The 25,668-nt window shown below is 57.7% G+C and carries 26 protein-coding genes; 8 read left to right on the plus strand and 18 right to left on the minus strand.

Annotation, left to right across the window (positions count from 1 at the left end; all coding sequences use genetic code 11):
- Position 1 precedes the first annotated feature (1 nt).
- The 4 genes from B9Z42_RS02320 to B9Z42_RS16255 form a co-directional block, all read right to left on the minus strand.
- A complete protein-coding gene (locus B9Z42_RS02320) occupies positions 2 to 538 on the minus strand; it encodes a shikimate kinase (protein ID WP_100131703.1) in 537 nt (178 codons plus the stop codon).
- Positions 539 to 546: 8 nt separating this feature from the next.
- Positions 547 to 2,118 (minus strand): type IV pilus secretin PilQ, encoded by a 1,572-nt coding sequence (locus tag B9Z42_RS02325; protein WP_158235887.1) that lies wholly within the window; start codon positions 2,116 to 2,118, stop codon positions 547 to 549.
- Between the two features lie 251 nt (positions 2,119 to 2,369).
- Positions 2,370 to 3,329 (minus strand): pilus assembly protein PilP, encoded by a 960-nt coding sequence (locus B9Z42_RS02330; protein ID WP_158235888.1) that lies wholly within the window; start codon positions 3,327 to 3,329, stop codon positions 2,370 to 2,372.
- 74 nt (positions 3,330 to 3,403) lie between these two features.
- On the minus strand, positions 3,404 to 4,639 hold the full coding sequence (locus B9Z42_RS16255; protein WP_158235889.1) for a hypothetical protein: 1,236 nt from the start codon (positions 4,637 to 4,639) through the stop codon (positions 3,404 to 3,406).
- A gap of 125 nt (positions 4,640 to 4,764) precedes the next feature.
- On the opposite strand from B9Z42_RS16255, the gene B9Z42_RS02335 reads away from it, so the two are divergent.
- Positions 4,765 to 7,134 carry a penicillin-binding protein 1A gene (locus B9Z42_RS02335; protein WP_100131706.1) on the plus strand — a complete coding sequence of 790 codons (2,370 nt, stop codon included), beginning with the start codon at positions 4,765 to 4,767 and terminating at the stop codon, positions 7,132 to 7,134.
- A gap of 73 nt (positions 7,135 to 7,207) precedes the next feature.
- Here the strand turns inward: B9Z42_RS02335 and cyaY are convergent, their stop codons facing one another.
- On the minus strand, positions 7,208 to 7,537 hold the full coding sequence (gene cyaY, locus B9Z42_RS02340) for an iron donor protein CyaY (protein ID WP_100131830.1): 330 nt from the start codon (positions 7,535 to 7,537) through the stop codon (positions 7,208 to 7,210).
- A gap of 13 nt (positions 7,538 to 7,550) precedes the next feature.
- Between cyaY and B9Z42_RS02345 the strand changes: the two genes are divergently transcribed.
- A complete protein-coding gene (locus B9Z42_RS02345) occupies positions 7,551 to 7,817 on the plus strand; it encodes a lipoprotein (RefSeq protein ID WP_100131707.1) in 267 nt (88 codons plus the stop codon).
- A gap of 28 nt (positions 7,818 to 7,845) precedes the next feature.
- Complete coding sequence (gene lysA, locus B9Z42_RS02350; RefSeq protein WP_100131708.1) at positions 7,846 to 9,123, plus strand: diaminopimelate decarboxylase; 1,278 nt, start codon at positions 7,846 to 7,848, stop codon at positions 9,121 to 9,123.
- A gap of 46 nt (positions 9,124 to 9,169) precedes the next feature.
- On the opposite strand, the gene B9Z42_RS02355 is transcribed toward lysA, so the two are convergent.
- From B9Z42_RS02355 to B9Z42_RS02365, 3 genes are all read right to left on the minus strand, one after another.
- Complete coding sequence (locus B9Z42_RS02355) at positions 9,170 to 9,790, minus strand: sulfite oxidase heme-binding subunit YedZ (RefSeq protein ID WP_369806820.1); 621 nt, start codon at positions 9,788 to 9,790, stop codon at positions 9,170 to 9,172.
- A 1-nt stretch (position 9,791) separates the two neighbouring features.
- Positions 9,792 to 10,820 (minus strand): protein-methionine-sulfoxide reductase catalytic subunit MsrP, encoded by a 1,029-nt coding sequence (gene msrP / locus B9Z42_RS02360; RefSeq protein WP_100131709.1) that lies wholly within the window; start codon positions 10,818 to 10,820, stop codon positions 9,792 to 9,794.
- 182 nt (positions 10,821 to 11,002) lie between these two features.
- A complete protein-coding gene (locus tag B9Z42_RS02365; RefSeq protein ID WP_100131710.1) occupies positions 11,003 to 11,632 on the minus strand; it encodes a cytochrome c in 630 nt (209 codons plus the stop codon).
- Positions 11,633 to 11,848: 216 nt separating this feature from the next.
- On the opposite strand from B9Z42_RS02365, the gene yihA reads away from it, so the two are divergent.
- A complete protein-coding gene (gene yihA / locus B9Z42_RS02370) occupies positions 11,849 to 12,451 on the plus strand; it encodes a ribosome biogenesis GTP-binding protein YihA/YsxC (RefSeq protein ID WP_100131832.1) in 603 nt (200 codons plus the stop codon).
- Positions 12,448 to 13,455 carry an alpha/beta fold hydrolase gene (locus B9Z42_RS02375; protein ID WP_100131711.1) on the plus strand — a complete coding sequence of 336 codons (1,008 nt, stop codon included), beginning with the start codon at positions 12,448 to 12,450 and terminating at the stop codon, positions 13,453 to 13,455. The genes yihA and B9Z42_RS02375 overlap by 4 nt, the downstream gene beginning before the upstream one ends.
- Position 13,456: 1 nt before the next feature.
- On the opposite strand, the gene B9Z42_RS02380 is transcribed toward B9Z42_RS02375, so the two are convergent.
- Together B9Z42_RS02380 and B9Z42_RS02385 are read right to left on the minus strand one after the other, a co-directional pair.
- Positions 13,457 to 14,323: a lysophospholipid acyltransferase family protein gene (locus B9Z42_RS02380; protein ID WP_100131712.1), complete on the minus strand. Its 867-nt coding sequence runs from the start codon at positions 14,321 to 14,323 to the stop codon at positions 13,457 to 13,459.
- Between the two features lie 3 nt (positions 14,324 to 14,326).
- Positions 14,327 to 15,193, minus strand: coding sequence for a lysophospholipid acyltransferase family protein (locus B9Z42_RS02385; protein WP_369806821.1), 867 nt, complete (start codon positions 15,191 to 15,193; stop codon positions 14,327 to 14,329).
- A gap of 198 nt (positions 15,194 to 15,391) precedes the next feature.
- Between B9Z42_RS02385 and metK the strand changes: the two genes are divergently transcribed.
- A complete protein-coding gene (gene metK / locus B9Z42_RS02390) occupies positions 15,392 to 16,576 on the plus strand; it encodes a methionine adenosyltransferase (RefSeq protein WP_100131713.1) in 1,185 nt (394 codons plus the stop codon).
- Between the two features lie 68 nt (positions 16,577 to 16,644).
- Here metK and B9Z42_RS02395 read toward each other — a convergent pair whose 3' ends face one another.
- Positions 16,645 to 18,459 (minus strand): ABC transporter ATP-binding protein/permease, encoded by a 1,815-nt coding sequence (locus B9Z42_RS02395; RefSeq protein WP_100131714.1) that lies wholly within the window; start codon positions 18,457 to 18,459, stop codon positions 16,645 to 16,647.
- 38 nt (positions 18,460 to 18,497) lie between these two features.
- Between B9Z42_RS02395 and B9Z42_RS02400 the strand changes: the two genes are divergently transcribed.
- Positions 18,498 to 18,908 carry an acyl-CoA thioesterase gene (locus B9Z42_RS02400; RefSeq protein WP_100131834.1) on the plus strand — a complete coding sequence of 137 codons (411 nt, stop codon included), beginning with the start codon at positions 18,498 to 18,500 and terminating at the stop codon, positions 18,906 to 18,908.
- 3 nt (positions 18,909 to 18,911) lie between these two features.
- Here the strand turns inward: B9Z42_RS02400 and B9Z42_RS02405 are convergent, their stop codons facing one another.
- Genes B9Z42_RS02405 through B9Z42_RS02425 form a run of 5 tightly spaced genes read right to left on the minus strand, consistent with a single transcriptional unit; the run spans position 18,912 to position 23,231 of the window.
- Positions 18,912 to 19,421: a thioesterase family protein gene (locus B9Z42_RS02405; protein ID WP_100131715.1), complete on the minus strand. Its 510-nt coding sequence runs from the start codon at positions 19,419 to 19,421 to the stop codon at positions 18,912 to 18,914.
- 26 nt (positions 19,422 to 19,447) lie between these two features.
- Positions 19,448 to 20,212, minus strand: coding sequence for an enoyl-CoA hydratase (locus B9Z42_RS02410; protein ID WP_100131835.1), 765 nt, complete (start codon positions 20,210 to 20,212; stop codon positions 19,448 to 19,450).
- An 11-nt stretch (positions 20,213 to 20,223) separates the two neighbouring features.
- On the minus strand, positions 20,224 to 20,673 hold the full coding sequence (locus tag B9Z42_RS02415) for a DUF2147 domain-containing protein (RefSeq protein ID WP_100131716.1): 450 nt from the start codon (positions 20,671 to 20,673) through the stop codon (positions 20,224 to 20,226).
- A gap of 37 nt (positions 20,674 to 20,710) precedes the next feature.
- The gene (locus B9Z42_RS02420; protein WP_100131717.1) at positions 20,711 to 22,507 is read right to left on the minus strand and encodes an acyl-CoA dehydrogenase C-terminal domain-containing protein; all 1,797 of its coding nucleotides are present in this window, start codon (positions 22,505 to 22,507) and stop codon (positions 20,711 to 20,713) included.
- A 10-nt stretch (positions 22,508 to 22,517) separates the two neighbouring features.
- Positions 22,518 to 23,231: a TetR/AcrR family transcriptional regulator gene (locus tag B9Z42_RS02425; protein WP_100131718.1), complete on the minus strand. Its 714-nt coding sequence runs from the start codon at positions 23,229 to 23,231 to the stop codon at positions 22,518 to 22,520.
- 57 nt (positions 23,232 to 23,288) lie between these two features.
- Here B9Z42_RS02425 and B9Z42_RS02430 point away from each other — a divergent pair, with 57 nt between their 5' ends.
- A complete protein-coding gene (locus tag B9Z42_RS02430; protein WP_100131719.1) occupies positions 23,289 to 23,966 on the plus strand; it encodes a histidine phosphatase family protein in 678 nt (225 codons plus the stop codon).
- Positions 23,967 to 24,004: 38 nt separating this feature from the next.
- Here B9Z42_RS02430 and ruvB read toward each other — a convergent pair whose 3' ends face one another.
- Together ruvB and ruvA are read right to left on the minus strand one after the other, a co-directional pair.
- A complete protein-coding gene (ruvB, locus tag B9Z42_RS02435) occupies positions 24,005 to 25,066 on the minus strand; it encodes a Holliday junction branch migration DNA helicase RuvB (protein WP_100131720.1) in 1,062 nt (353 codons plus the stop codon).
- 3 nt (positions 25,067 to 25,069) lie between these two features.
- Positions 25,070 to 25,642, minus strand: a complete 573-nt coding sequence (gene ruvA / locus B9Z42_RS02440; RefSeq protein ID WP_100131721.1) for a Holliday junction branch migration protein RuvA — start codon at positions 25,640 to 25,642, stop codon at positions 25,070 to 25,072.
- Positions 25,643 to 25,668: the final 26 nt, after the last annotated feature.

The following is a 25,668-nucleotide window of genomic DNA, read 5'->3' on the forward strand; positions in this document are numbered from 1 at the left end:
TTTAAGAAGCAGCAGGCTGCTCAGGCAAATGCCCCGCCAGCTCTAGCTGCGACACGATCATGTTGACCAGCGCGGACACGCTGGGTCGACCGGTTTCGATGACGTAATGCGCGCAGTCTCGGTACAACGGATCGCGCTTTTCAAACAATTCGCGCAAACGCGCTTGCGGGTCGGCCACTTGCAGCAACGGACGATTTTGGTCATTGCGCAAACGGCGAAATACCTCTTCGGGGCTAGAGCGCAAATAAAACACATGGCCATGTTGGCGCAAACGCTCGCGGTTGATAGGCCTTAACACCGAGCCGCCGCCCGTGGACAAGACACCGTGGTGGTTCTGACACAAATCAGCCAACACATCTGATTCGAGGTCACGAAAGCGGTCTTCCCCTTCGCGCTCGAAATACTCGCGCACCGAGCAGCCGAGACGATGCTCAATCGCGTGATCGGAATCCACGAAAGGGAGGCGAAGCCGTCTGGCAAGCTGACGACCCACGGTTGTTTTGCCGGAACCCGGCAGACCCACCAAAACCAACAAAATTTGCTTTCTTAACGTGCAAGTGCACTTTGGACCAACATTTTAGGGGTTATGAACACCAGCAACTCTTGCTTGGCCGAGGCTCGGCGGCGGTTTTTGAACAAGTAACCCAAAACCGGCAAATCGCCTAAGAACGGCACTTTGTACTCGTCGTCTTGCTCGCTGGTTTCGTAAATGCCGCCAATCATCACGGTCCCGCCGTTCTCCACCAACACCTGGGTTTTGACGTGTTTGGTGTCGATGGCAAAACCGGCGGGGGTGATTTGACCCACGTTGTCTTTGGTGATGTCCAAGTCCAACACAATGCCGCCCTCTGGGGTGATTTGCGGCGTGACCTCCAATTTGAGGTTGGCTTTACGAAAGGCCAAGGTGCTCGCGCCACTGCCGGAGGTGACTTGGTAAGGTAACTCGGTGCCTTGCTCAATCACCGCTTTGGCTTGGTCTGCCGTGACCACGCGCGGGCTTGACACCACCTTGCCTTTGCCATCGGCCTCCAAGGCCGACAGCTCTAAATTGAGAAAGCGGTTTTTGGCTGAATTGAAGATCGACACAGCAAAACCTCCGGCGGCAAAGCCGTTCAGGCTCGCCGCAGGTAAGTTGACGAACTGGCCGGTGGTGTCCAAGGCTTTGTCGGCGATGTTGAAGCTGTTGGCTTGCTGCGCCAAGGGATTGGCATTGGCCATCACATTGGCGTTGGTCGGGCCCCACACCGCTTGCGGCCCCGCTTGGCCCAAACCACCCAAACGCACACCCAGGGTTTGGCCAAAGGTGTCGCTGGCTTGCACGATGCGCGCTTCGATCATCACTTGGCGCAAGGGCACGTCAATCTTGGCCAACATTTCGGCCACTTGGGCCAAACGCGCAGCCACATCGGTGACAAACAATTGGTTGGTACGCGGCTCGGCCATCACGCCGCCACGGGCGCTTAGTAGGCGTGGGCTGCTAGTCGGGAACGACAGGCCGCTCATCAAACTGCTGCCTGCAACCGAGGGGTTGCCCCAAGCCGGGGAACCGGCAAAGCCACCAAGGCTAAAACCGCCTAAACCTCCCAAACCTCCCAAACCTCCCAAAGCCCCTAAAGCGCTTGTGCCGTTTGAACCGCTTGAACCGCCATAAGCGCTGCTAGGACTGAAGCTGTTGCCCCACGTTGCAGAAGGAAAAGCGCTGATGGAAGCACTAGCCATGGCGCTGTTGCCTTGTATTTGAGCCATCACATCGACTGCTTTGGCGTAATTCAGCACAAAGCTGCGCGTTTGCAAAGGCTCCAAATTTTGCAAGGCTGCTTGGGTTTCAAACGCCAACTTGTCGCGGGCAGCCACCTCGGCACGAGGCGCCACCCAAATGACGTTCCCTTGGCGGCGCTGACTCAAGCCCTTGGCTTGCACCATGATGTCGAGCACCTGATCCCAAGGCACTTGGTGCAAACGCAGGGTGAGCGAGCCCGTCACGCTGTCGGAAGTGACGATATTGAGCCCCGTGAAGTCGGCCAAGATTTGCAAGGCGGTGCGCACCTCGATGTTTTGAAAATTCAGCGATATGGGTTTGCCGGTGAACGCAGGAACTTCAGGGACGGCGCTGCTCATGGCGCTAAGGGGAGAGCCAATAGAAGCGCTAACGGGGGCGCCAATAGGGGCTGTATTGGCAACACGATTTGGCCCACTCATTTGGGAAATGCTTTGAATGTTGGCTTGCGCCATCGCGCGGGGCAAACTGCCAACCACCAAGATGCCTAGCGCACAGACCAATCCTTTCTGCCAGCCTACTTTCAAACCTCTGTGCGACCTGCTCAGTATTTGCGGTCCGCTTGACGGGCCCCATCTGGTTTGCCTGTGTGTCATTTCGCACCATCCTCCAAAAGCAAGGTCACCTCTCGGGGTTGCCAGACACCTTGCGGGTCACGTGCCAGCTCGCGCAAGGTCAACGTGTCGGCGGCGATGGTTTGCACGCGGCCAAACTCTTGGCCCACGTAATCGCCCACGGCGACGCGGTAAATCGAAGCGTTCGCTAGCGCACTGTTCGCGTCTGACAGGCGTAGCAAAGCCTGCTGAACGCCGTCTTGCGAGATCCGCCCTACGTAGCGCAGTCGTTCACGCGGCAGGGTCTCTAAGTGCGAACGCGGGCGCTGAAGTTCGGGCACGATCCAGCGAGCGTAACTGGGATGTTGTTGAGCATGCAGGCCTTGTCTCTGCTGCCAAGCGCGGGCATCGAGGGGGTCGGCGTGGGCGGCGTCAGCCAAAGGTTGCGAAGGCAGGCCCGCCAGTTGCCAACCCGAAGACCCTGACACGTTGGGTCCAGGCGAACGCTGGGGCATCTGCAACACCACTTGGGCACGCCAACCGCCGCTGGAGTGCGCCTGCAAGTCCAAATTCGACAAGGTGGCCTGCGGCGCAACTTGAGGCAGCTGCGTCCACCACCGCATCCAAGCGGGCCATGCACCTTCCAACTGCACATGTACCGGCACCTGTTGCAAAGAGACAGCTTTCAGCGCGGGCACGGGTACCGCCATCGACCAATCCACCAAAGACAAGACCAAACTTTCGCGCTCTGCCAGTTGGGTCAAGGCTTGTGAGCGCTTTGGCAGATCGCTTGAAAGGTAAGGGACAAGCACCGAGGTTTCTGCGTGGCGTTGGGCCAACTCCTGCGTCAATTGCGCATGGCGTTGCTGCGCGTTGAGAAGGTCGGCCTGCATACGCGTCAAAGTCTGAGCGCGCTCTTGCGCATCCGCCCAGGTGTTCCACGCACTCAGCCACCAAGGTGCCATCAACAGCAAACCGACAACGACGGCGAGTGTCACGCATGCCCTCTGCAAAGCGGCCGGCCACATCCAAGGTTGGCGCGGATTCAGTTGCGCCCAGCCCTGTCCACGCATCAAACACCCGCCTTTAGATCGGCTTCGATTCGAAAATGCCACACCGACAAGCCGGTGGCAGATTGAGGTGCGGTCAATTCCAAATGACGTAACTCGGGCGCTTGGGCCCAAATATTCAAGCCCTTGAGTTGCTGCGCCAAATGCTGCGCTTGAGCCGCGGACAAGGCCTCGCCCTTCACCCACCAATGCGCTTGCTGTTGCTTGACCTCGGACACCCAAAGCCCTTGGCTGTGCTGGGCCAACACGCGACTCCATTGCAGCGTGTGTTGTTGCACGACGGCTTGTCCATGAAGCCATTGCGCGAGCGCTTGGGCCTCGGTCAACACGGTTTGTGCATGTTTTTGGGCGCTGCGCACCTCCTTCAAATCCTGCTCGACGGCAACAATGTCCCCTGTCTCTTCGCTGAGGTTGTTCGCCATTTGTGTCATCCAAAAGACCGCTCCCAACGCCAGAAGCGCCCCAAAGAGCGTGCCAGCAGCGACGCGTTGCAGCCAATGCAAACGCAGCGCCCGCTGCTTCATGGCGCGATAGGGCAAAAAATTAAACCTAGCGCCGTGCCAAGCACCCAAAGCCAAGCCCAGCGCCTCGGCGTATTGCCGCGCTAGACCGGCTTGGGCGGGCGGCAGTTGGGCCAACAACGTCTGGTTGTGCGTGTTCACCTGCACGTCATCACGCGGCATCACCGCCGACAAGCGGATGCCCGCAGCCAAGGCAAACTGCTGCCAAGCGTCCACTCGGGCTCGAGGGGCAGTGGCCCAAGCGTAGGTGCGCTCTTCAAGCGACGTTGGTGTTCCGACTTCGAGGACTGGAATGACGGAGGCGGCTTGGATGACGCCATCTTTTTCGGTGTAATCCCAACTCACCGGCGGGTCATTGGGCGCCGCTTGCAGCTCTGCAGCCATCTGAAAGGCCACATCGTCGGGTTGTAAATCGAAGGGCAAACGCAAGGTGCCACGCACCACGTCAGCCTCAGGAACAGTGACGAACAAACTGTCTAAGCGAAGGTCTCGCCCACGCAACCAATCTTTGAACCAACGCCCTAGAACTTGGGGCTCCACCAACTGGCCTTCCGCCATGCAGTCTTCTGGCAAGGCCAAACGCTCGGCACATGACACGCCATCAGCCGCAAACGCGGTGCCCGTCAACACCACCAGATGGGCAGCGTCGCCCCACACATCCAACCCACCGACTACCCGGGACTGGCTTCGACGATACGGCCAAATCATTCGTGCCATGGCATGTCTCCTGTTTTTTGTGGCCTCAGTTTTAGTGCCTGACTTGGCTCGCGCGTGTTCGCTTGACTTGGCTTATTTGTAATTTGCGCAGGTGGCATGCCACCTTTTTATAATCACTCTTACTTATGTCGACCACCCCTACCCCTGACCGTTCGAAAGAACAAGCCGCTGCCCCCGCAGCGCCACGCTCTTTGGTGCGCAAATTGCTGCTCTGGGGCCTGGGTCTTGCCACCGCTGGCCTGATGACTTTGGCCTTGCTCGTGGGCGTCGCTTTGGCGATGGCCTATCCGCAATTGCCAGACATTTCAGACTTGGCGGACTACCGCCCTAAGCAGTCGATGCGGGTGTATTCGGTGGAAGGCACGCAAATTGGTGAGTTTGGCGAAGAGCGGCGTAACCTCACACCATTCAAAGACATTCCCAAAGTCATGAAGGACGCGGTGCTGGCCATTGAAGACGCACGCTTTTACCAGCACGGCGGCGTGGACTACATCGGTTTGGTTCGCGCGAGTTTGGCCAACTTGGGCCGCGCCAAGAGCCAAGGCGCGTCGACCATCACCATGCAGGTGGCGCGAAACGTTTACCTGTCGTCCGAAAAAACATTCACCCGCAAGATTTACGAAATTTTGTTGACCAGCAAGCTCGAGCACATGCTCAGCAAAGACCAAATTTTTGAAATCTACCTCAACCAGATTTACTTGGGCAACCGCGCTTACGGTTTTGCCGCCGCGTCCGAAGCCTATTTCGGCAAGCCTCTGAAAAACATCAGCATTGCTGAGGCAGCCATGTTGGCCGGCCTGCCCAAAGCACCCTCAGCCTACAACCCCATCGTCAACCCCAAGCGTGCACGCTCACGCCAGCTCTACATCATTGAGCGCATGGAAGAAAACGGGTTCATCAGCAAAGAACAAGCCGTTGCGGCCAAGCAAGAAGAGCTGAAAATTCGCACCGCAATGAGCAGCCTCAACACGCATGCCGACTACGTGTCAGAAATGGCGCGTCAATTGATGTTTGCGCAATACGGCAACGACATCTACACGCGCGGCCTCAACGTCTACACCACCATCCGCGCCAGCGACCAACAAGCGGCGTACTTCGCGCTGCGTCGCGGCATCATGGATTTTGAGCGTCGCCAGCACTACCGCGGCCCCGAGAAGTTCATCACCCTGCCGCCCACTCCCGCCGAGCAAGAAGACGCCATTGACGACGCCTTGATTGACCAAGGCGACAAGGGCGACTTGCTCGCCGCCGTGGTGCTGGAAGCCACGCCCAAAAAGGTGCGTGCCGTACGCCGCAACAGCGAAATGATTGAGATCACCGGCGACGGTCTGCAGCCCGTGCAATCGGGCTTGTCAGACAAAGCCCCGCCCAATATCAAGCTGCGCCCGGGCGCCTTGATTCGCGTGACCAAGACCGTCAAAAACACCTGGGAAATCACCCAATTGCCTGAAGTCGAAGGCGCATTTGTGGCGGTTGACCCCCGCAACGGCGCCATCCACGCCTTGGTCGGCGGCTTTGACTTTGACAAAAACAAGTTCAATCACGTCACCCAAGCGTGGCGTCAACCCGGCTCCAGCTTCAAGCCCTTCATTTACTCGGCTGCCTTGGAAAAAGGTTTCACCCCCGCCACAGTGGTGAACGACGCGCCGCTGTTTTTTGATGCCAGCGTCACCGGCGGCCAGCCGTGGGAGCCCAAAAACTACGACGGCACCTTTGACGGCCCCATGAGCTTGCGACGCGGTTTGGCCAAATCTAAAAACATGGTTTCAATTCGCGTGCTGCAAGCCGTGGGGGCCCAAAACGCGCAAAACTGGATCGGCAACTTCGGCTTCGATCCTGAAAAACACCCGCCTTACTTGACGATGGCCTTGGGCGCCGGCTCGGTCACACCCATGCAAATGGCTGCGGGTTATTCAGTGTTTGCGAATGGTGGCTATCGCGTGAACCCCTTCTTGATCACCAAGGTCACGGATCAAACGGGCAAGGTGCTGTCTGAATTCACGCCACCACCTTTGGACGAGTCGGTGCGCGGTATTGATGCCCGCAACGCCTTTGTGATGACCAGCTTGCTCCAAGAAGTGACGCGCAGCGGCACCGCTGCGCGTGCCCAAGCCACCCTCAAACGCACCGATATTTACGGCAAAACCGGCACCACCAACGACTCCATGGATGCGTGGTTTGCGGGCTATCACCCCACCCTCACCGCTGTGACGTGGATTGGCTACGACACCCCACGCAAATTGGGCGATCGCGAAACCGGCGGCGGCTTGAGCTTGCCCGTTTGGATCAGTTACATGCAACACGCCTTGCAAAATGTCCCCGTGATGGAGCTCACCGCCCCTGAGGGCGTAACCCATGAAGGCGGGGACTGGGCTTACACCGAGTTCAGCCGAGGCGCAGGCGTGAGCAGCTTGGGTCTAGAGAACAAATCAGGTAACAGCGAATTGCCGGCAAACGACGAGAAGAAGAAAATTCTTGATCTGTTCAAAAACTAAAAAAGGAGGCGAAAGCCTCCTTTTTTAATGTGTCACACAGGGAATGCCTGCACCAATGCTGCGTGTGAATTCATCACGCTGTGAAACGCAAGACTTGCCCTGTTTGCACGCTGGCGTCGTCACTCAAACGCTGAAAAAACTCGCCTTGCCCTTTGGTGTCGGCCCACTGTGTGCCATCAAAGCGGAAGTGATACCCCCCCGATCGCGCCGCCAGCCACACCTCATGCAAGGGCTTTTGCAGATTGATGATGATCTGGCTCTTGTTTTCAAAGGTGAGCGTGATCATGCCGCCCACGCGCTGGTTGTCGATGTCGGCCTCGCCGTTGTCGTTGATGCGGTCACAGGCCAATTCCACCGCTTTGAGCAGAAGTTCGGCATGGTCTAAAAATTCGAGATCGGTCATTACAATTTGCGCCATGGGTATTGAGCAAATCATTCTAGTCAGGGCCAGCGCCCTTTGTGCCAACGTGGCCACTGTGGCCATCACGGCAGCGCTGCTGAGCGGTTGCGGCCAAAAAGGCCCGCTGACACTACCCAATGACCCCGAGTTCAAACAACGCGCCACGCTGCCCGAGATCGTGCGTCGTCAATTGCCTGGTAGCCCATCGCCCGCTAGCGCGACCACGCCAGCCGCCAACACCCCACCACCAGTCCCTGCAGCGTCTTCGCCTGCGGGTCGCTGACCCTTTCACGTTTTTCAAGAGCCGTCCGATGACCCACGCCACGCTTGCCGGTGCCCCTTTTGTCGCCCTCCAAAACAACGACCTGTACTTGGAAGGCGTGAAACTTGCCGACTTGGCTCGCACACACGGCACGCCCTTGTTTGTGTATTCGAAAGCTGCCATGCTCAGCGCTCTCGCGGCGTATCAGCGCGGCTTTGCCGGACGTAACGCCCGCATTTGCTACGCCATGAAAGCCAACTCATCGCTGGCCGTGCTGCAAGTATTTGCCCAAGCCGGTTGTGGTTTTGACATCGTCTCAGGCGGCGAGTTAGACCGCGTGGTGGCCGCAGGTGGCGATGTGTCCAAAGTGATTTTTTCTGGCGTGGGCAAAACACGCGCTGAAATGCGCCAAGCCTTAGAAGCAGGCATCGCCTGCTTCAACGTCGAAAGCGATGCCGAACTGGAAGTGTTGAGTGAGGTAGCGCTGAGCTTGGGCAAACGCGCGCCCGTGAGCATTCGCGTCAACCCCAACGTGGACGCCAAAACTCACCCTTATATTTCCACCGGCCTCAAAGGCAACAAATTTGGCGTGGCCCACGAACGTGCGCTGCAAACTTACCAACGCGCCGCCAGCCTGCCCGGCTTGCACGTGACGGGCATTGACTGCCACATTGGCTCGCAAATCACCGAAACCACGCCCTACCTCGACGCCATGGACCGGGTGCTCGACTTGGTACAAGCCATTGAAGCCGCAGGCATTCCCATTCATCACATCGACTTTGGCGGTGGCTTAGGCATCAACTACAACGGCGACACCCCACCCGAAGCCGATGCGCTGTGGGCCCAACTGCTGACCAAGCTCGATGCACGCGGCTACGGCCAACGCCAGCTGATGATTGAGCCAGGCCGTTCACTCGTGGGCAATGCCGGCGTGTGCCTGACCGAGGTGCTGTACCTTAAGCCCGGTGAGCAAAAGAACTTCTGCATCGTTGATGCCGCCATGAACGACTTGCCCCGCCCTGCCATGTACGAGGCGTTTCACCAAATCGTGCCCTTAACCCCGCGTAACGGCGATGCCGTGGTGTACGACGTGGTGGGCCCCATTTGCGAAAGCGGCGACTGGCTAGGCCGTGACCGATCATTGACCGTGCAAACAGGCGACACCTTGGCCGTGCTGTCCACTGGCGCGTATTGCATGGCCATGGCCAGCAACTACAACACGCGGGGCCGTGCCGCCGAAATTTTGGTGGACGGCGACAAGGCACATGTCATTCGCCGTCGCGAGACCTCGGCGGATCAAATGGCGATGGAGTCATTGGTTTCCTAACGGCACGAACTCATACAACCACCTCATCGCGCTTTCAATCAGGGCTTTAGGCTCCGGAGGAGTGGCCCATTGCCCGTCGCAGGCGCCAGCCGAGCAACACCGCCAAGATGCCCGCGTAAACCGCCACTTCCGTGAAATTGTTCTTACCCGCGCGCATCCAAAAAAAGTGCAGCACGGCCAACACCGCTACGCCATAAACCGTTTTGTGCAGGTGCTGCCAACGCTTGGCGCCCAACCTGCGAATGGCGGCGTTGAACGACGTCGAAGCGAGCGGCGTGAGCAACACAAACGCCGTAAAACCTACCAAAATGAAGGGGCGCTTGGCAATGTCGTGCACGATGTCGTCCACCTCGAACCCCATGTCTAGCCAGCTATAGCAAAGCAAGTGCAGCACGACATAAAAGTAGGTGAAAAGCCCCAGCATGCGCCTGAACCGGGCCAATTCGGGTAGCGCCAACTGCACGCGCAAAGGCGTCACGGCGAGGGTGAGGCACAGCAGCCGCAGAGTCCAGTCTCCCGTGGCGCGAATCACATATTCGGCAGGGTTTGCGCCCAGCGCATCGTGGCTCGCGCCCCACACAAGCCACATGAAAGGCAACAAACCCAAAAACCACGCGATAGGCTTGGCGCTGCGATGCCTCAACGCGCTGCGCAACACACCGTTCACCTCAGAAAAATTTCTTCAGATCCATGCCTGCATACAACTGCCCTACTTGGGCTTCGTAGCCATTGAGCATGAGGGTTTTGCGCTTCTTGGCAAAAAGGCCATCTTCGCCAATGCGCCGCTCTGCGGCTTGGCTCCAACGCGGATGATCGACCAACGGGTTGACGTTGGAATAAAACCCGTACTCCTGCGGCGCAGAACGGCCCCAAGAGTTCACGGGCTGCTTCTCGACGAAACGGATTTTGACCAAGCTCTTGGCACTTTTGAAACCGTACTTCCAAGGCACCACCAAACGCACAGGCGCGCCGTTCTGGTTGGGCAGAACCTCGCCATACATGCCAAACGACAGCAGCGTGAGCGGGTGCATGGCCTCGTCCAAGCGCAAGCCCTCCACATACGGCCAATCGAGCACACGCGAGCGCACGCCGGGCATAGTTTTGGGATCGGCCAAGGTGTGAAATTCGATGTATTTCGCATTGCCCAAAGGCTCCACACGTTTGATGAGATCGGCCAACGAATAACCCACCCAAGGGATCACCATCGACCAGCCTTCCACGCATCGCATGCGGTAAATGCGCTCTTCCATGGGGCTGAGTTTGAGCAAATCGTCCAAATCCAAACGGCCGGGCTTTTTCACCAAGCCCTCCACCTCGACCGTCCAAGGCTTGGTCTGCAAGCTGTGTGCGTATTGGGCAGGGTCAGCTTTGTCGGTGCCAAATTCGTAGAAGTTGTTGTACGTGCTGGCATCGGTGTAAGGGGTGATTTTTTCCATCACATTGCCGCCGCTGATGCGGCTGGGGGTGCCGACCAAAGGCGCGAGCTTGCCAGGTCGCGTGCTAGCAGCAACTGCGCCAGTACCTTGGGCCATCGCCTCGCGCCCCGCCCATGCCGCCATCGACGCGCCCGCAGCGCCTGCCGCAATCTGCTTGAGCCAATCACGGCGCTGCAGGTACGCCGATTGCGGCGTGATCTCGCTGCTGACGGCGTGCGTAAAACCTGAATCACTGAGGGGGGTGTAGGCGTTGTGTCGCATGGGTGTGCTGCTTTCTAAAAACTTAAAAAGCATTGTGGGGGAGATAGAACGTTCATGCTGTGGTAAGCCACAAAGGCATCCCAAACAGACGGACTTGCTTTTTAAGGCGGACACATCAGATCGCGTAGGGATGAAAAAAAAGCTGGCAAGCGCCAGCTTTTTCGGGAGTTTGAAAACTCAGATCAACGCAAGCCGGCAACGTAGTCGGCCACAGCTTTGATTTCTCGGTCGTTCAACTTGGCAGCGACTTGGGTCATCTGCAGGTTGTTCTTGCGCACACCGTCGCGGAAGCCGGTCAACTGGGCTGCTGAGTATTCAGCATGCTGGCCCGACAAACGTGGGTACTGAGAGGGGATACCGGCACCGTTGGGGGTATGGCAACCCGCACAAGCTGGAATTTGACGGTCGGCAATGCCACCACGGTAAATACGCTCGCCCAAGGCCACCAACTCTTTATCTTTGGCAAACCCAGCTTTGGCCGTCTTAGAACCCACCCAAGCCGCGATGTTCTTCATGTCGTCTTCTGACAAGGCGGCTGACATGCCACTCATGATGGCGTTGGCACGTTTGCCAGACTTGAACTCTTGGAGTTGTTTGACCAGGTATTCAGGGTGCTGCTGGGCCAACTTGGGGTTGGCAGGTGAACCGGAATTGCCATCAGCGCCGTGACAAGCCGCACACACAGCGGTGTAAGTGGCTTCGCCTTTGACCAAATCGGGTTTGGCAGCTTTCGCGGCTGGCTCACTGGCATGAGCAGAAAAAACGGGGGCTGCCAAAGCGGCAGCGATCAGCAAAGAGGCAAACAGTTTCATATCAATTCTTTGGTAAATGGCGCGCAAAAACGTCGAAAAACTCGACAGATTCTACAATGCCACATGAACTTGCCAGACCCACACGACACCCAAGCCCCTATTGACCTGCCCGAGGTGCCCGTTACAACGGTCTTGGACGAAGAAAAAGAAGCCGAAAAAGCCGCAGCAAAAGCAGCCTATGCCCTGCTCAGCCCCGCTGACCAAGCCAAATATGCCATGGGCTGGTTGCACACGGCGCGTTTTTTGACCACTGCCGCCCAATTGCACCATTTACCCGCTTACGATTTGCCCGAAATAGCCTTTGTAGGCCGCTCCAATGCGGGTAAATCGACCTGCATCAACGTGCTGACCCAGCAAAAGCGCTTGGCCTACGCCTCCAAAACCCCAGGCCGCACCCAGCACATCAACTTGTTTGCCATGGGGCGCAAAGGCCAAACCGATGCCGTGCTGGCCGACTTGCCTGGCTACGGCTACGCCGCGGTGCCCAAACAAGACAAGATCCGCTGGCAGCAGGTGATGGCCAACTATTTGCTCACCCGTGACAACTTGCGCGCCGTGGTGCTGATGTGTGACCCCCGTCACGGCTTGACCGACTTGGACGACATCTTGCTCGACGTCATCCGCCCCCGCGTCGAAGAGGGCCTGAAATTCATGGTGCTCCTCACCAAGTCAGACAAACTCAACCGCGCCGAAGGGGCCAAAGCCCTGTCGATTGCCAAACTGCAAGCCGGTGGTGGCGAAGTACGCCTGTTCTCTGCCCTCAAGAAACAAGGCGTAGACGAAGTTGCGGCCACCCTCTACAACTGGATGCACCCTTGATTCAACACCTCACACACGCTCTGCCACACGGCATCTCTTTGAGTTGCCGTGCAAGTGGCGACTTAGGACGCCCCGTGCTCCTGTTTTTGCACGGGTTTCCCGAGGCCGCGTTTGTGTGGGATGAATTGCTGACGTTTTTTGCGCAACCTGAGCATGGCGGCTACCGCTGCATTGCACCCAACTTGCGTGGCTATGAGCACTCCAGCGCCCCAACCGAGGTAACGGACTACCGCGCCAAACACTTGGTGCAAGACATCGTGGCCTTGGCTGCGATTGAAAGTCCAACCGCACCGTTGGCGGGCCTGATCGCGCACGACTGGGGCGGCGCTGTGGCTTGGAACGTGGCCAACCAACACCCCGATTTGATGCGTCGCTTGGTCATCATCAACTCGCCACATCCGGGCACGTTTTTGCGCGAGCTGCAAAACAGTCGCGAGCAACAGGCTGCCAGCGCTTACATGAACTTTTTAATCCGCCCAGATGCTGAAAAGTTGCTGGCCGAAAACGACTACCGCCGTCTGTGGGAGTTCTTCACCAACATGGGGGCCGCCGACGGCCCTCACGCTTGGCTGAACGACGAGATCAAAGATCAATACCGTGGCGTGTGGCAGCAGGGCTTGACCGGCGCGCTCAACTATTACCGTGCATCGCCTATTCGTCCTGCGCGCCCAGGCGATCCAGCTGCTGCGGCCCTGCATTTGCCCCACAGCATGTTGACTGTGAACGTGCCGACCTGCGTGATCTGGGCCATGCAAGACATGGCCTTGCCCGCGGGCTTGATTGATGGGTTGGACGCCTTTGTGCCTAAGCTCACCTTGCACAAAGTGGCAGACGGCACGCACTGGCTGGTGCATGAACAGCCGGCCTTGGTGGCAAGTTTGTTGGGGGACTTTTTGAACGACGACAAATCAGGTCGCTCAGCCAAAGAGCGCACCGTGACCATCAGCGCGCGTACCCACGACCGCAACAGCACCGGCCGACCAAGCGGCGACCGACGCCGCTGAATCAGTAAATTTCTGGTGCGCCAGCAGGCCTTGTTTTGAAGCGCTTGTGCACCCAAAAATACTGCGCGGGCATGGTGTGGATGAATCCCTCTAAACGCTGGTTCATCAAAGCCGTATCAGCCTCTGCATCGTCGCTCGGGAAATCGGTCCAAGCGGGGTGCACCACCACCTCATACCCCGCATCCGTCATGCGAGTGATGACAGGCACCACCCGCGCACGTCCCAGCTTGGCAAAGCGCGACAGCGAGGGCACGGTGGCAGCCAGCTCACCAAAAAACGGCACAAAAATCGACTCACTGGGTCCAAAGTTCATGTCGGGCAGCAGGTACAGCAGCTCATTTTTTCGCAACGCACTAACGATGGGTTTCACACCATCTTCACGGCGGAACAAACGCACCTTGCCAAAACGTTGACGGCCTTGCGCGACCCAAGCATCTACCGCTGCGTTGGACTGCGGCGTGAAGATGGTGGTGAAGTGCAGCGGCAGACTCAAGGTGAGCCGCGTCCAGCCCACATCCAAGCCCACAAAGTGCGGCGCAAACAGCACCGTAGGCTCGTCCGACGACAAGGCTTGCACATCCCCCGTCAATTGCACCCGCGACTGAATGCAGGCTGCGCTTCGATGCCACAGCCAACTGCGGTCTAACCAGGCTTGTGCGAAGTGGACAAAACTCTGACGGGCCAAGGCCTCGCGCTCTTTGGCACTCCATTGCGGAAAGCAAACGCTCAAATTGGTCAACACCACATGACGACGCGAACGCACCACACCGTAAAGCAAAGCACCCAAGCCTGCGCCAAGGGCACGTAACCACGGCAGCGGCAAATAACCCAGCCCACGCAACAACCACAAACCCAACACACTGAACATCGCTCAGCCTTCCGAACGGGGTTGTTTGTCGCGGGCATAACCCCACAAATACTGCCCTGGCGCATGGCGCACCATGGCCTCAACACCCCGGTTTACCGCAGTCGCAACCGCCTCGGGTGACGCCGTTGCATCATGCAACTCTGGGGCATCAAAGGGGCGCATGTGCATGCAAAAGCCTTGACCAGGTGCCAATCGCTCGCACCACGTCAAGATCACTTGCGCGCCAGTTTGTTGGGCCAATTTGCCCAGCAGCGTCATGGTGTACACATCGCGCCCAAAGAAAGGCGCCCACACGCCTTGGCCCAAGGGCGGGACTTGGTCGGGCAAGATCGCGGTGTAGCCACCTTTGCGCAGGGTGCGAATCAGCGTGCGTACACCAGCGAGCGATGTGGGTGCGGAATCTAAATAAGGACGGGTGCGGGCATTCGCCACCAAAGGCTCCAGCCACGCTTTGCGAGCCGGACGAAACAAGGCCACCAAGGGGCCAAAGCGCGGGCCAAACTTTTCGGCAATCGCTTGCGCACCGATTTCCCAACTGCCCAAATGCGGTGACAAGATGATGGCGCCTTGACCTGCCTGCATCGCCGCTTCAAAGTGCTCGGCACCGTCCCACGTCACCACATCGTTCAAGGTGGCGCTGTGTGGGCGCATCCACACCCAAGGTAACTCAGCCACCATCATGCCGATCGCCGCTACCGCCGGACGCGCATCACGCCATGCAATACCCGCAGCCCGCACATTGGCCTTGAAATGGCGACGGTAGCTTGGCGACGACCACCAAACGACCCAACCCAAACCCGCACCCACGCGCTGCATCAAGGGCAGAGGCAGGCGGGCAAGCCAATGGAAAAGTCGTGTCACGGGGGCCATAGGGCTATTTTTAGCAGGAGTAGAAGTTCAAATAGAATGGAGATTGTCGCCGAGTTACAGAACAACTTGCAGGGCGACAAAGCACTCCGGTGTCGCGGCTAAGAGCAATCTGGGCCACTCTGCTAAAGCGTTCGCTGGGCTCCAAGTTTTCAGGGTCGGCAACGCCGAACAACCCATTGAAAACAAGGAGCTTTTTTCATGTCTCTCGACTATCTCTTCACCTCCGAGTCCGTCTCGGAAGGCCATCCCGACAAAGTCGCGGATCAAATCTCAGACGCCATCCTCGACGCCATCTTTGAGCAAGACCCGCTCTCACGCGTGGCCGCCGAAACGCTGACTAACACCGGCTTGGTCGTCTTGGCGGGCGAGATCACCACACAAGCCAACGTGGACTACATCCAAGTCGCGCGCGACACCATCAAGCGCATCGGCTACGACAACACCGACTACGGCATTGACTACAAAGGCTGTGCGGTTTTGGTGGCTTACGACAAACAGTCCAACGACATCGCCCAAGGTGTGGACCGCGCCTCCGACGACTACCTCAACATCGGCGCGGGTGACCAAGGCCTGATGTTTGGCTACGCCTGCAGCGAAACGCCAGAGCTGATGCCCGCCCCCATTTACTACGCCCACCGTTTGGTCGAGCGTCAAGCCCAGCTGCGCAAAGACGGTCGTTTGCCCTTTTTGCGCCCTGACGCCAAGAGCCAAGTGACCATGCGCTACGTAGACGGTAAGCCCCACAGCATTGACACCGTGGTGTTGTCAACCCAACACAGCCCTGACCAATCACAATCGCCCACCCAAATGAAGGACAGCTTCATTGAGGCGGTGATTGAAGAAATCATCAAGCCCGTGTTGCCCAAAGAGTGGTTGCAAGACACCAAGTATTTGATCAACCCCACAGGCCGGTTCGTCATCGGCGGCCCACAAGGCGACTGCGGCTTGACCGGTCGCAAAATCATTGTGGACACCTACGGCGGCGCTTGCCCCCACGGCGGCGGTGCCTTCTCTGGCAAAGACCCCACCAAGGTGGACCGCTCAGCCGCCTACGCCGCACGCTATGTGGCCAAAAACATCGTGGCGGCAGGCTTGGCCACGAAGTGCCAAATTCAAGTGGCATACGCGATTGGCGTGGCACGCCCAATGAACATCACGGTGAACACCGAAGGCACGGGCGTGATTGCTGACGACAAAATCGCCGCTTTGGTGGCCGAGCACTTTGACCTGCGCCCCAAAGGCATTATTCAAATGCTCGACTTGCTGCGCCCGATCTACAGCAAGACCGCAGCGTACGGCCACTTCGGCCGTGAAGAGCCGGAGTTCACGTGGGAGCGCACGGACAAGGCGGCGTTGCTGAAAGAAGCGGCTGGTTTGAAGTAAGCACCCGGCACGCAGAAATGCAAAGGCCCTTCGTTTTTTGACGAGGGGCCTTTATGCTTTGAAGTCCATCAAGTCTCAGACGACTGCTGCAACGCCCACATCTGCGCATAGCGCCCATTCAGCGCCAACAGCACCCCATGCGAACCGCGCTCCACAATGCGCCCCGCGTCCATCACCAAAATTTCGTGCGCATCGACCACGGTGGACAAACGATGGGCAATGACCAAGGTGGTTTTGTTTTGCGCCGCGCTTTGCAGCTCGGCCTGAATGGCGCGTTCGTTAGCGCTGTCCAGGGCTGAGGTGGCTTCATCAAAAATCACAATCGGTGGGTTCTTCAGCAAGGTGCGGGCAATTGCCACGCGTTGCTTTTCACCGCCCGACAACTTCAGGCCACGCTCGCCCACCATCGTATCGTAGCCCTTAGGGGTGCCAGCGATGAAATCGTGAATGTGTGCGGCGCGTGCTGCTTGCTCCACCTCGGACTCGGTCGCATCGGTGCGGCCATAGGCAATGTTGTAGCGCACGGTGTCGTTGAACAACACGGTGTCTTGCGGCACGATGCCCATGGCACGGCGCACGCTGCCTTGTGTAACTTGGCGAATGTCTTGGCCGTTGATGGTGATCGCGCCCGACCCCACGTCGTAAAAGCGAAACAACAAACGCGCCAAAGTGGACTTGCCAGAGCCCGAAGGCCCCACCACCGCCACCGTTTTGCCGGCAGGGATCTCGAAGCTGATGCCGTGCAAGATCGGCCGTGCAGGTTCGTAGGCGAACACCACTGACTCAAACTTCACCGTGGGCGATCCGCTCAGCAAGAGCGTGGGTGCGTTAGGAGAATCCGCCACTTCACGCTCTTTTTCTAAGAGCGTGAACATGCGGTCTAAGTCCGTCAGGCTTTGTTTGATTTCACGGTACAGCACGCCTAAAAAGTTCAGCGGGATATAGAGCTGAATCATGAAGGCGTTGATCATCACCAAGTCGCCCAAGGTCATGCGGCCTTCGACCACACCTTGCGTAGCACGCCACAGCATGCCCACCAAAGCCACTGCGATGATGAGTTGCTGGCCTGTGTTGAGCACAGACAACGAGGTTTGCGCTTTCAGTCGCGCACGGCGCAAAGCCTCTAGGCTTTTGTCGTAACGCGATGCCTCAAAGGCTTCGTTGTTGAAGTATTTGACGGTTTCGTAATTGAGCAGCGAGTCCACGGCTTTGGTGTGGGCCGCCGAATCAAACTCATTGGCTTGGCGACGGTACTGCGTGCGCCATTCGGTCACGCTGATGGTGAAAACGATGTACAGCACCAACGCCGTCAAGGTGATGCCCGCAAACCACACATCAAACTTCACCGCCAAGATGCCCAGAACCAAAGCCACCTCAATCAAGGTGGGGACCACGCTGTAGAGCGAATACGAAATGAGCGACTCAATGCCGCGCACGCCACGCTCGATGTCGCGTGTCATGCCGCCGGTTTGACGCTCTAGGTGGAAACGCAGGCTCAGACCATGCAAGTGCTGAAACGTCTCCTGCGCAATTTGCCGTGCCGCACCTTGCGTGGCTTTGGCAAACACCAACTCGCGCAGCTCGGTGAAAGCCGACACCGACAAACGCAATGCACCATACACCAGCAACAGCGCCACGGGCACCACCAGCACAGCCTGCGGATCGCCGGGTTTGATGGACATGTCGTCGATCAAGTTCTTCAACAAGATCGGCACACTGACGTTGGCCACCTTGGCACCAACCATGAACGTCAGCGCCGCCAAGACACGCCATTTGTATTGCCACAGATAAGGGAACAGCCGTTTCAGCGTTTCACGATCGGGACGTTGTTTAACGACGGCATCGCCTTGCGACGCTTGAGAGGAGGGGGCGTGATGACGCATGTTGCACAATGACCAAGAGTTATGTTTCGATTGTGCCTATGTCATCACCCGTCAATCCCCACGCCACCCCTTTGCCCACCGACCAAGAGTTGGTGCTCAAAGTGATTCCCATGCCCGCCGACTGCAATGCCAACGGCGATATTTTTGGCGGCTGGGTGATGGCACAAGTCGACTTGGCCGGTGCGGTGCTGCCCGCCCGCTATGTGCGCGGACGCATGGCCACGGTGGCAGTGAACGAGTTCATCTTCAAACAGCCCGTGAAAGTGGGCGACATTTTGAGTTTCTTCTCACGCGTGCAACGCATTGGTAACACCTCGATCACCGTCAGCGTCGAAGTGTTTGCCGAACGCTTTCACACGCAAGGGGAGTACATGAAGGTGACACAAGCCATGGTCACCTACGTCGCGATTGATGAGCAGGGCAAGCCCCGCCAGATCCCCAAACCCTGAGTTTTAGGAGACGATGTAGGCCGCCGCGCCCGTTGACATCAGCGTGCCATCAGGCCCACGAAACTCCATGCGCGACGAGCCCACACGCGAGCCCACGCGCAAGGCATGGGCGTGGATGGTGAAGTGCTCGCCAATGCCGGGGCGCAAATAATCCACCCGCAAATCGATGGTGCCCAGCTTGGTGAAGCGCTGCAGCCGCTGCTCGGGTGCTTCGTTCATGTGCTTGGCGGCCAGAGCCGCCATGACGGCGGCACTGCCAATTGCATCCAACACAGCGCTGATGACGCCGCCGTGGATGCGGTTGTAGCCGTAATGCCCCACCAACTCGGGCTTCATGTCGATGCGTGCCACCACCTCTTCAGGGGTGACGCTCACCAGTTTCAGACCCAAGGTTTTGTTGAAGACGATCTTTTCTTCATAGATCTGGCGAAAGCCTTCTAAGTACTCAGGCTCAAGCACAACTAGAGGTGCTTGAGGCTCAGACAAGGCCGAGCTCTTAGAGAAATGAGGCATGCCAGATGTCTTTCTTGAACAACTTCTCAGAGCTTGGAAAAATCGGGCTTGCGTTTTTCCATAAACGCACCAAAAGCTTCTTTGGCCGCAGGCTCTTGCAACATGCGCCCAAAAGAAGCCCCTTCTTCCGCCATTTGCGCTTTGATTTGCGCAGCTTGACTTTGCTTCATCAAACGCTTGGTCGTCATTAGCGAGGTGATGGGCTTAGCCGCCAATTTGCGGGCCTGTGCTTGGGCATAGCTATTCAATTCCAGCGGTGGCACCACGCGATTGACCAAGCCCACTTCTTGCGCCGCTTCAGCCATGAAAGGCTCGCCCATCAACAATGCTTCAGCAGCACGGTGGTAACCCATCATCTGCGGCACCAACAAGCTGGAAGCTGCTTCGGGGCACAAACCCAAATTCACAAAAGGCATGGAGAACGCGGCGTTGTCACCGGCGTAAACCAAATCGCAATGGAACAACAGCGTGGTACCAATGCCCACGGCTGGGCCTGCCACAGCTGCGATCACGGGCTTGGAGAAAGCCGCGATGTTGCGCAAAAAGCGGAACACCGGCGAATCCTGGCCTGCCGGCGGGTTGTTCAAAAAGTCAGCAATGTCGTTGCCTGCACTGAAGATCGTTTCGTGGCCTTGAAAAACCACCACACGCACAGCAGCGTCTTGCTCGGCTTGCTCAAGGGCATCGGCTAACGCCGCATACATGGCGGAAGTGATGGAGTTCTTTTTGTCAACGCGGTTGAACGTGAGCGTCATCACGCCCTGGTCAATGTGGTTCAAGATATCAGTCATCGATGTCTCCATTAAGGCTGACGCAGCCAAGTTTGTGTCCGGTAGAACGGGCCCATATAGCCTCGCACCTGCAGCTTTTTCCCACCCTCTTTGGGCACCATTTTGACGGTGTAATCTTTGCCGTTTTCAGGGTCTAAGATTTTTCCGCCACCCGCCCACAAGTGCTCGGTCAAAGGCTCAGGCTTCACACCACGGATGATTTCCATACCGATGATGTCTTGACCTTTGCGATCGTCCTTGCAGTCGTCACAAGTTTTTCTGGCGTTCGGATCGTTGCGCAACGACTTGACCACGCGACCACTCAACACACCGCCTTTGTCCACAATTTGGATTTCGGCCTTGGCCTCACCCGTGTTGTCGTCGATGGTGTGCCAAGTGCCCACGGGTGTCATTTGTGCGAAGCAACTGGCTGCGCCCAACAGGGCGAAGCTCAGCAAGCATTTGAATGTGTTGATTGTCATAAGCGTGTGAATTTACAGCATTGTGATGCGGCCAATTTCAGGCAAAGACAGCGTCTGTCTCCATCAGCACAGCAGAGCCCGCGCGAGCTGTGGCCATGAGCGATGCGGTCTCAGGGAACAGTTTGGCAAAGTAAAAGCGCGCCGTTTGCAACTTCGCTTGGTAGAACGTGTCGCGGTTGCCTTCGGCAATTTTTTGCAAAGCCACTTGGGCCATGCGCGCCCAGAAATAGCCAAACACCAAGTGCCCAGCCACGCGCAAATAATCCACCGCAGCGGCGCCCACTTCGTCGGCGTTTTGCATGGCTTTGTAGCCAATCTCGCCCGTGAACTGCGTCATTTGCTGGCCCAACTTGGCCAGTGGGTTGATGAACTCGGCCATGTCTTCGTTGCCCTGCTCGGCCATCACCAGCTCGGTGATGTGTGCGCCAAACTTCTTCAACGTCGCACCTTGGTTGCCCAAGACTTTGCGCCCCAATAAGTCCAAACTTTGGATGGTGTTGGTGCCTTCATAAATCATGTTGATGCGGGCATCGCGCACGTATTGCTCCATGCCCCATTCACGGATAAAGCCGTGGCCACCAAACACTTGCATGCAGGCCGAGGTTGCGGTCCAAGCGTTGTCGGTGATGAAGGCTTTCACGATGGGCGTGAGCAAGGCCACCATCTCCGCCGAGTCGGCACGCACGGCGGCATCGGGGTGGTTCAACTCACGGTCAATCAACAGCGCGCAATACAAGCTGAGTGCACGACCGCCTTCTGCATACGCCTTGGCGGTGAGCAGCATCTTGCGCACATCGGGGTGAACCAAGATGCTGTCTGCGGGCTTGCTGATGTCTTTGGGGCCCGTCAAGCTGCGCGACTGAATGCGGTCTTTGGCATACGCCACCGCGTTTTGATAGGCCACTTCGGTCAAGCCGAGCGATTGCATGCCCACGCCAATGCGCGCAGCGTTCATCATCACAAACATCGCCGCCAAGCCCTTGTTGGGTTGGCCCACCATCGTGCCGACGGCACCCTCTAACACCATCTGTGCGGTCGCGTTGCCGTGAATACCCATCTTGTGCTCTAAGCCGCCACAATAAATGCCGTTGCGCTCACCCAAGCTGCCATCGTCGTTCACGTTGAACTTGGGCACCACAAACAAGCTGATGCCTTTGCTGCCTGCGGGCGCATCGGGCAATCGGGCCAACACCAAGTGAACAATGTTGCTCACCATGTTGTGCTCACCGGCGCTGATGAAAATTTTGTTGCCCGTGATGCGGTACGTACCGTTGGCTTGCGGCTCAGCCTTGGTGCGCAACAACCCAAGGTCGGTGCCGCAATGTGGCTCGGTCAGGCACATGGTGCCCGTCCATTCGCCACTGGTGAGCTTGGGCAAATACAAGGCCTTTTGCGCCTCAGTGCCATGCGCATGCAGGGCTTCGTAAGCACCGTGCGAGAGACCGGGGTACATGGTCCATGCTTGGTTACCGCTGTTGAGCATTTCGTAAAAACACTGATTCACCACGATGGGCAAACCTTGACCGCCATACGCGGGGTCGCAACTCAAGGCAGGCCAGCCGCCTTGCACGTATTGGTCAAACGCAGCTTTGAAGCCATCGGGCGTGCTCACTTCATGCGTGTCACGGTCCAAGGTGCAACCTTGCGCATCGCCAATTTGGTTGAGGGGGAAGATCACTTCAGAGGCGAACTTGCCACCTTCTTCCAGCACCGCAGAAATCGTGTCGGCATCGATCTCAGCATGTTTGGGCATGACTTTAAAGTCGTCGGTGACATGCAGCACGTCGTGCAGCACAAATTGCATATCGCGCAGGGGTGGGGTATAGCTAGGCATGAAAAACTCCTTACTTTTTAACGGGGGTACGGCTGCGCTTGGCTGCCGGTTTGGAAACGGATGGGATTACGGATTCAGGTGCGAGCTGAGGGGTTTGCGCGCCGTAGCGCTGCAAGATATTTTCAAAACCGCGCGAGGTGCGCTCCAACGACTTGGAGGAGCGTAAAAACCTGGCCTCGTATTGCAACGCCAAGATCAAGCCGTGCACTTCAAACACCATTTGCTCGGCATCGATGTCGGTGGCCAAATGACCTTCTTCACAGGCCTGCATGACAGCGCGGTACACCGCCGCCAACCAGGTTTTGACCGAACTGGCCAAGGCATCGCGCACGGGGCCGGGCCGGTCGTCAAACTCAGCGGCGCCGCTGATGTAGAGACAGCCTGTGTCAATTTCAGCGGAGGTTCGCTTGGTCCAATTGGCAAACAATTGGCGCAAGCGCGGCAAACCGCGCTCGGCCTTGAGTGCCGAGTAAAACACCTCGGCTTCAAAGCGTTCGTGGTACTCACGCACCACCGACAGCTGCAGTTCTTCGCGAGAGCCAAAATGGGCAAACACGCCCGACTTGCTCATGCGCGCCACTTCGGCCAAAGCACCGATGCTCAAACCTTCCAAACCGATCTGCGTGGCCAAGCCCAAAGCCGCGTCCACAATGGCGGCTTTGGTTTGCTGGCCCTTTTGCAAGGCGCGGTTTTCAACCAGCGGGGCTTTGTGGGTAACAGTCATGACAGACCACTCAAAAAAGAACGACCGTGCTATTTTGCACGAAATTAAACTCTTCGCATGACATCCACCCGAATACTCGCCATCCGCCACGGAGAAACCACTTGGAACGTGGACACCCGCATCCAAGGTCAGCTGGACATCGACCTCAATGACACGGGTCGCTGGCAAGCCCAACGCGTCGGCCACGCCTTGGCGCAAGAGCCTATTGCCGCGGTGTACAGCAGCGACTTGAAGCGCGCGTTTGACACGGCCTGTGCCATTGCCCAATCGCCTACACGTTTGGCACTCACAAGCCCCCATGCATTGCTAAAGGTGACCGCGCACACCGGATTACGGGAGCGTCACTTTGGCCATCTGCAAGCGCAAACCTGGACTCAAATTGAAACCGGTTGGCCGGATGACGCCAAACTCTGGCGCAGCCGCGACCCGCATTGGTCGCCGGAAGGCGGCGAGTCCTTACTGGCGTTACGCGCACGCATTGCGCAATGTGTGGACGAACTGGCCTGCCAACATGTGGGCGAACAAATCGTGCTGGTGGCGCACGGCGGCGTGATGGACGTGTTGTACCGCTTAGCCACCAACCAAGACACACAAGCCCCACGCACCTGGCATTTGGGCAATGCCGCCATCAACCGCTTGCTGTGGACGCCTCAGGGCTTGAGCTTGGTGGGCTGGGGCGACGTGTCGCACTTTGACGAAAGTGCCACAGGACCTCGCGACGAAACAACAGCCTAATCGGTAAGGCGGCAAACGCCGAACTTCACCTAGGCGTATCAGTCGTCAGACAAGCCCGAGTGCGATTTGGGAGGCGTCACACCCAAATGCCGATAAGCCGCCAAGGTGGCAATGCGACCACGCGGCGTGCGTTGCAAGAAACCTTGCTGAATCAAGAACGGCTCGATCACGTCTTCGATCGTGTCGCGCTCTTCGCCGATACTGGCAGCAATGTTGTCCAAGCCGACGGGACCGCCGTCGAAACGGTGAATCACGGCTTCGAGCAACTTGCGGTCCATCAAATCAAAACCTTGCGGATCGACATCCAACATGGCCAAGGCCTTATTGGCCATGCCTAAGGTGATGCGACCGTTGCCCTTCACATCGGCGTAATCACGCACACGGCGCAGCAAGCGGTTGGCAATACGCGGCGTGCCGCGCGAACGGCGGGCAATCTCAAAGCCACCATCCACATCCATGGGCGTGTTCAACAAACCTGCACTGCGAATGACGATGCGCTGCAACTCTTCGGCGGTGTAAAACTCCAAACGCGACACGATGCCAAAACGGTCCCGCAGCGGGTTGGTCAACATGCCTGCGCGCGTAGTCGCCCCCACCAAGGTGAAAGGCTGCAAATCGAGTTTGATGCTGCGTGCGGCAGGACCTTCACCAATCATGATGTCGATTTGGTAGTCCTCGAGCGCGGGGTACAAAATCTCTTCGACCACAGCCGACAAACGGTGAATTTCGTCGATGAACAGCACATCATTTTTCTCTAAGCCCGTCAGCAAAGCCGCCAAATCTTTGGGCTTTTCCAGCACAGGACCGCTAGTGGAACGAAGGTTCACGCCCAACTCTTGCGCAATGATGTGGCTCAACGTGGTCTTACCCAAACCGGGCGGGCCAAACAGCAACACATGGTCCAAGGCCTCACCGCGCTTACGGGCGGCGCCAATGAAGATCTCCAACTGCTCGCGCACCTTCATCTGGCCCACGTACTCTTGGAGCAGCTTGGGACGCAAAGCGCGTTCAATGGCCTCTTCGTTGGGCGACACAGGCGCGGCAGTCACCATGCGCGCGGGCATGGGCGTGGGGGCGAAGTCGTCGGTTTGAATACTCATGGTTTATTTCGCCAAAGCTTTCAGCGCCAGCTTGATGCCGTCACTCACCCCTACCTCGGCGGGCAGCAACTTGAGGGCTGTAGACGCTTCTTTGTCGCTGTAACCCAGCGCCAGCAAGGCTTGCAAGATGTCGCTTTGGTGATCAGGCGTAGAGAACATATTGGGGCCGAGGTCGACGCCCAATTTGCCTTTGAGCTCGAGCAACAAGCGCTCCGCCGTCTTCTTGCCAATGCCTGGCACTTTGGTGAGGCGGCCTGCGTTTTGGTCAGACACGGCACGCGCCAACTCGTCGGCACTCAACCCGCTCAAGATGCCAAGCGCCATGCGCGGGCCCACGCCTGAAATTTTGATCAGCAAACGAAACGTGGCCCGCTCAGACGCGGTGCCAAAGCCAAACAAAATCTGCGCGTCTTCGCGCACCACAAAGTGCGTCAACAACGACACACGTTCGCCGGTGGCGGGCAAGTTGTAGAAGGTGCTCATGGGCACGTCGACTTCGTAGCCCACGCCATTGCAATCCACCAAAACTTGGGGTGGGTTTTTCTCGCTGAGGATGCCTGTTAATTTGCCTATCATTGGGGGACCTTTTTAGGGATTATCGA

Source organism: Limnohabitans sp. B9-3, assembly GCF_002778325.1.
GTDB lineage: Bacteria > Pseudomonadota > Gammaproteobacteria > Burkholderiales > Burkholderiaceae_C > Limnohabitans > Limnohabitans kasalickyi.

Coding starts and splice junctions, on each gene's coding strand:
- B9Z42_RS02325 (WP_158235887.1), bottom strand. CDS start 2,118: ATGAGCAGCGCCGTCCCTGAAGTTCCTGCGTTCACCGGCAAACCCATA.
- B9Z42_RS16255 (WP_158235889.1), bottom strand. CDS start 4,639: ATGGCACGAATGATTTGGCCGTATCGTCGAAGCCAGTCCCGGGTAGTC.
- B9Z42_RS02335 (WP_100131706.1), top strand. CDS start 4,765: ATGTCGACCACCCCTACCCCTGACCGTTCGAAAGAACAAGCCGCTGCC.
- cyaY (WP_100131830.1), bottom strand. CDS start 7,537: ATGACCGATCTCGAATTTTTAGACCATGCCGAACTTCTGCTCAAAGCG.
- B9Z42_RS02345 (WP_100131707.1), top strand. CDS start 7,551: ATGGGTATTGAGCAAATCATTCTAGTCAGGGCCAGCGCCCTTTGTGCC.
- lysA (WP_100131708.1), top strand. CDS start 7,846: ATGACCCACGCCACGCTTGCCGGTGCCCCTTTTGTCGCCCTCCAAAAC.
- msrP (WP_100131709.1), bottom strand. CDS start 10,820: ATGCGACACAACGCCTACACCCCCCTCAGTGATTCAGGTTTTACGCAC.
- B9Z42_RS02365 (WP_100131710.1), bottom strand. CDS start 11,632: ATGAAACTGTTTGCCTCTTTGCTGATCGCTGCCGCTTTGGCAGCCCCC.
- yihA (WP_100131832.1), top strand. CDS start 11,849: ATGGGCTGGTTGCACACGGCGCGTTTTTTGACCACTGCCGCCCAATTG.
- B9Z42_RS02380 (WP_100131712.1), bottom strand. CDS start 14,323: ATGTTCAGTGTGTTGGGTTTGTGGTTGTTGCGTGGGCTGGGTTATTTG.
- B9Z42_RS02385 (WP_369806821.1), bottom strand. CDS start 15,193: ATGGCCCCCGTGACACGACTTTTCCATTGGCTTGCCCGCCTGCCTCTG.
- metK (WP_100131713.1), top strand. CDS start 15,392: ATGTCTCTCGACTATCTCTTCACCTCCGAGTCCGTCTCGGAAGGCCAT.
- B9Z42_RS02395 (WP_100131714.1), bottom strand. CDS start 18,459: ATGCGTCATCACGCCCCCTCCTCTCAAGCGTCGCAAGGCGATGCCGTC.
- B9Z42_RS02400 (WP_100131834.1), top strand. CDS start 18,498: ATGTCATCACCCGTCAATCCCCACGCCACCCCTTTGCCCACCGACCAA.
- B9Z42_RS02405 (WP_100131715.1), bottom strand. CDS start 19,421: ATGCCTCATTTCTCTAAGAGCTCGGCCTTGTCTGAGCCTCAAGCACCT.
- B9Z42_RS02410 (WP_100131835.1), bottom strand. CDS start 20,212: ATGACTGATATCTTGAACCACATTGACCAGGGCGTGATGACGCTCACG.
- B9Z42_RS02415 (WP_100131716.1), bottom strand. CDS start 20,673: ATGACAATCAACACATTCAAATGCTTGCTGAGCTTCGCCCTGTTGGGC.
- B9Z42_RS02420 (WP_100131717.1), bottom strand. CDS start 22,507: ATGCCTAGCTATACCCCACCCCTGCGCGATATGCAATTTGTGCTGCAC.
- B9Z42_RS02425 (WP_100131718.1), bottom strand. CDS start 23,231: ATGACTGTTACCCACAAAGCCCCGCTGGTTGAAAACCGCGCCTTGCAA.
- B9Z42_RS02430 (WP_100131719.1), top strand. CDS start 23,289: ATGACATCCACCCGAATACTCGCCATCCGCCACGGAGAAACCACTTGG.
- ruvB (WP_100131720.1), bottom strand. CDS start 25,066: ATGAGTATTCAAACCGACGACTTCGCCCCCACGCCCATGCCCGCGCGC.
- ruvA (WP_100131721.1), bottom strand. CDS start 25,642: ATGATAGGCAAATTAACAGGCATCCTCAGCGAGAAAAACCCACCCCAA.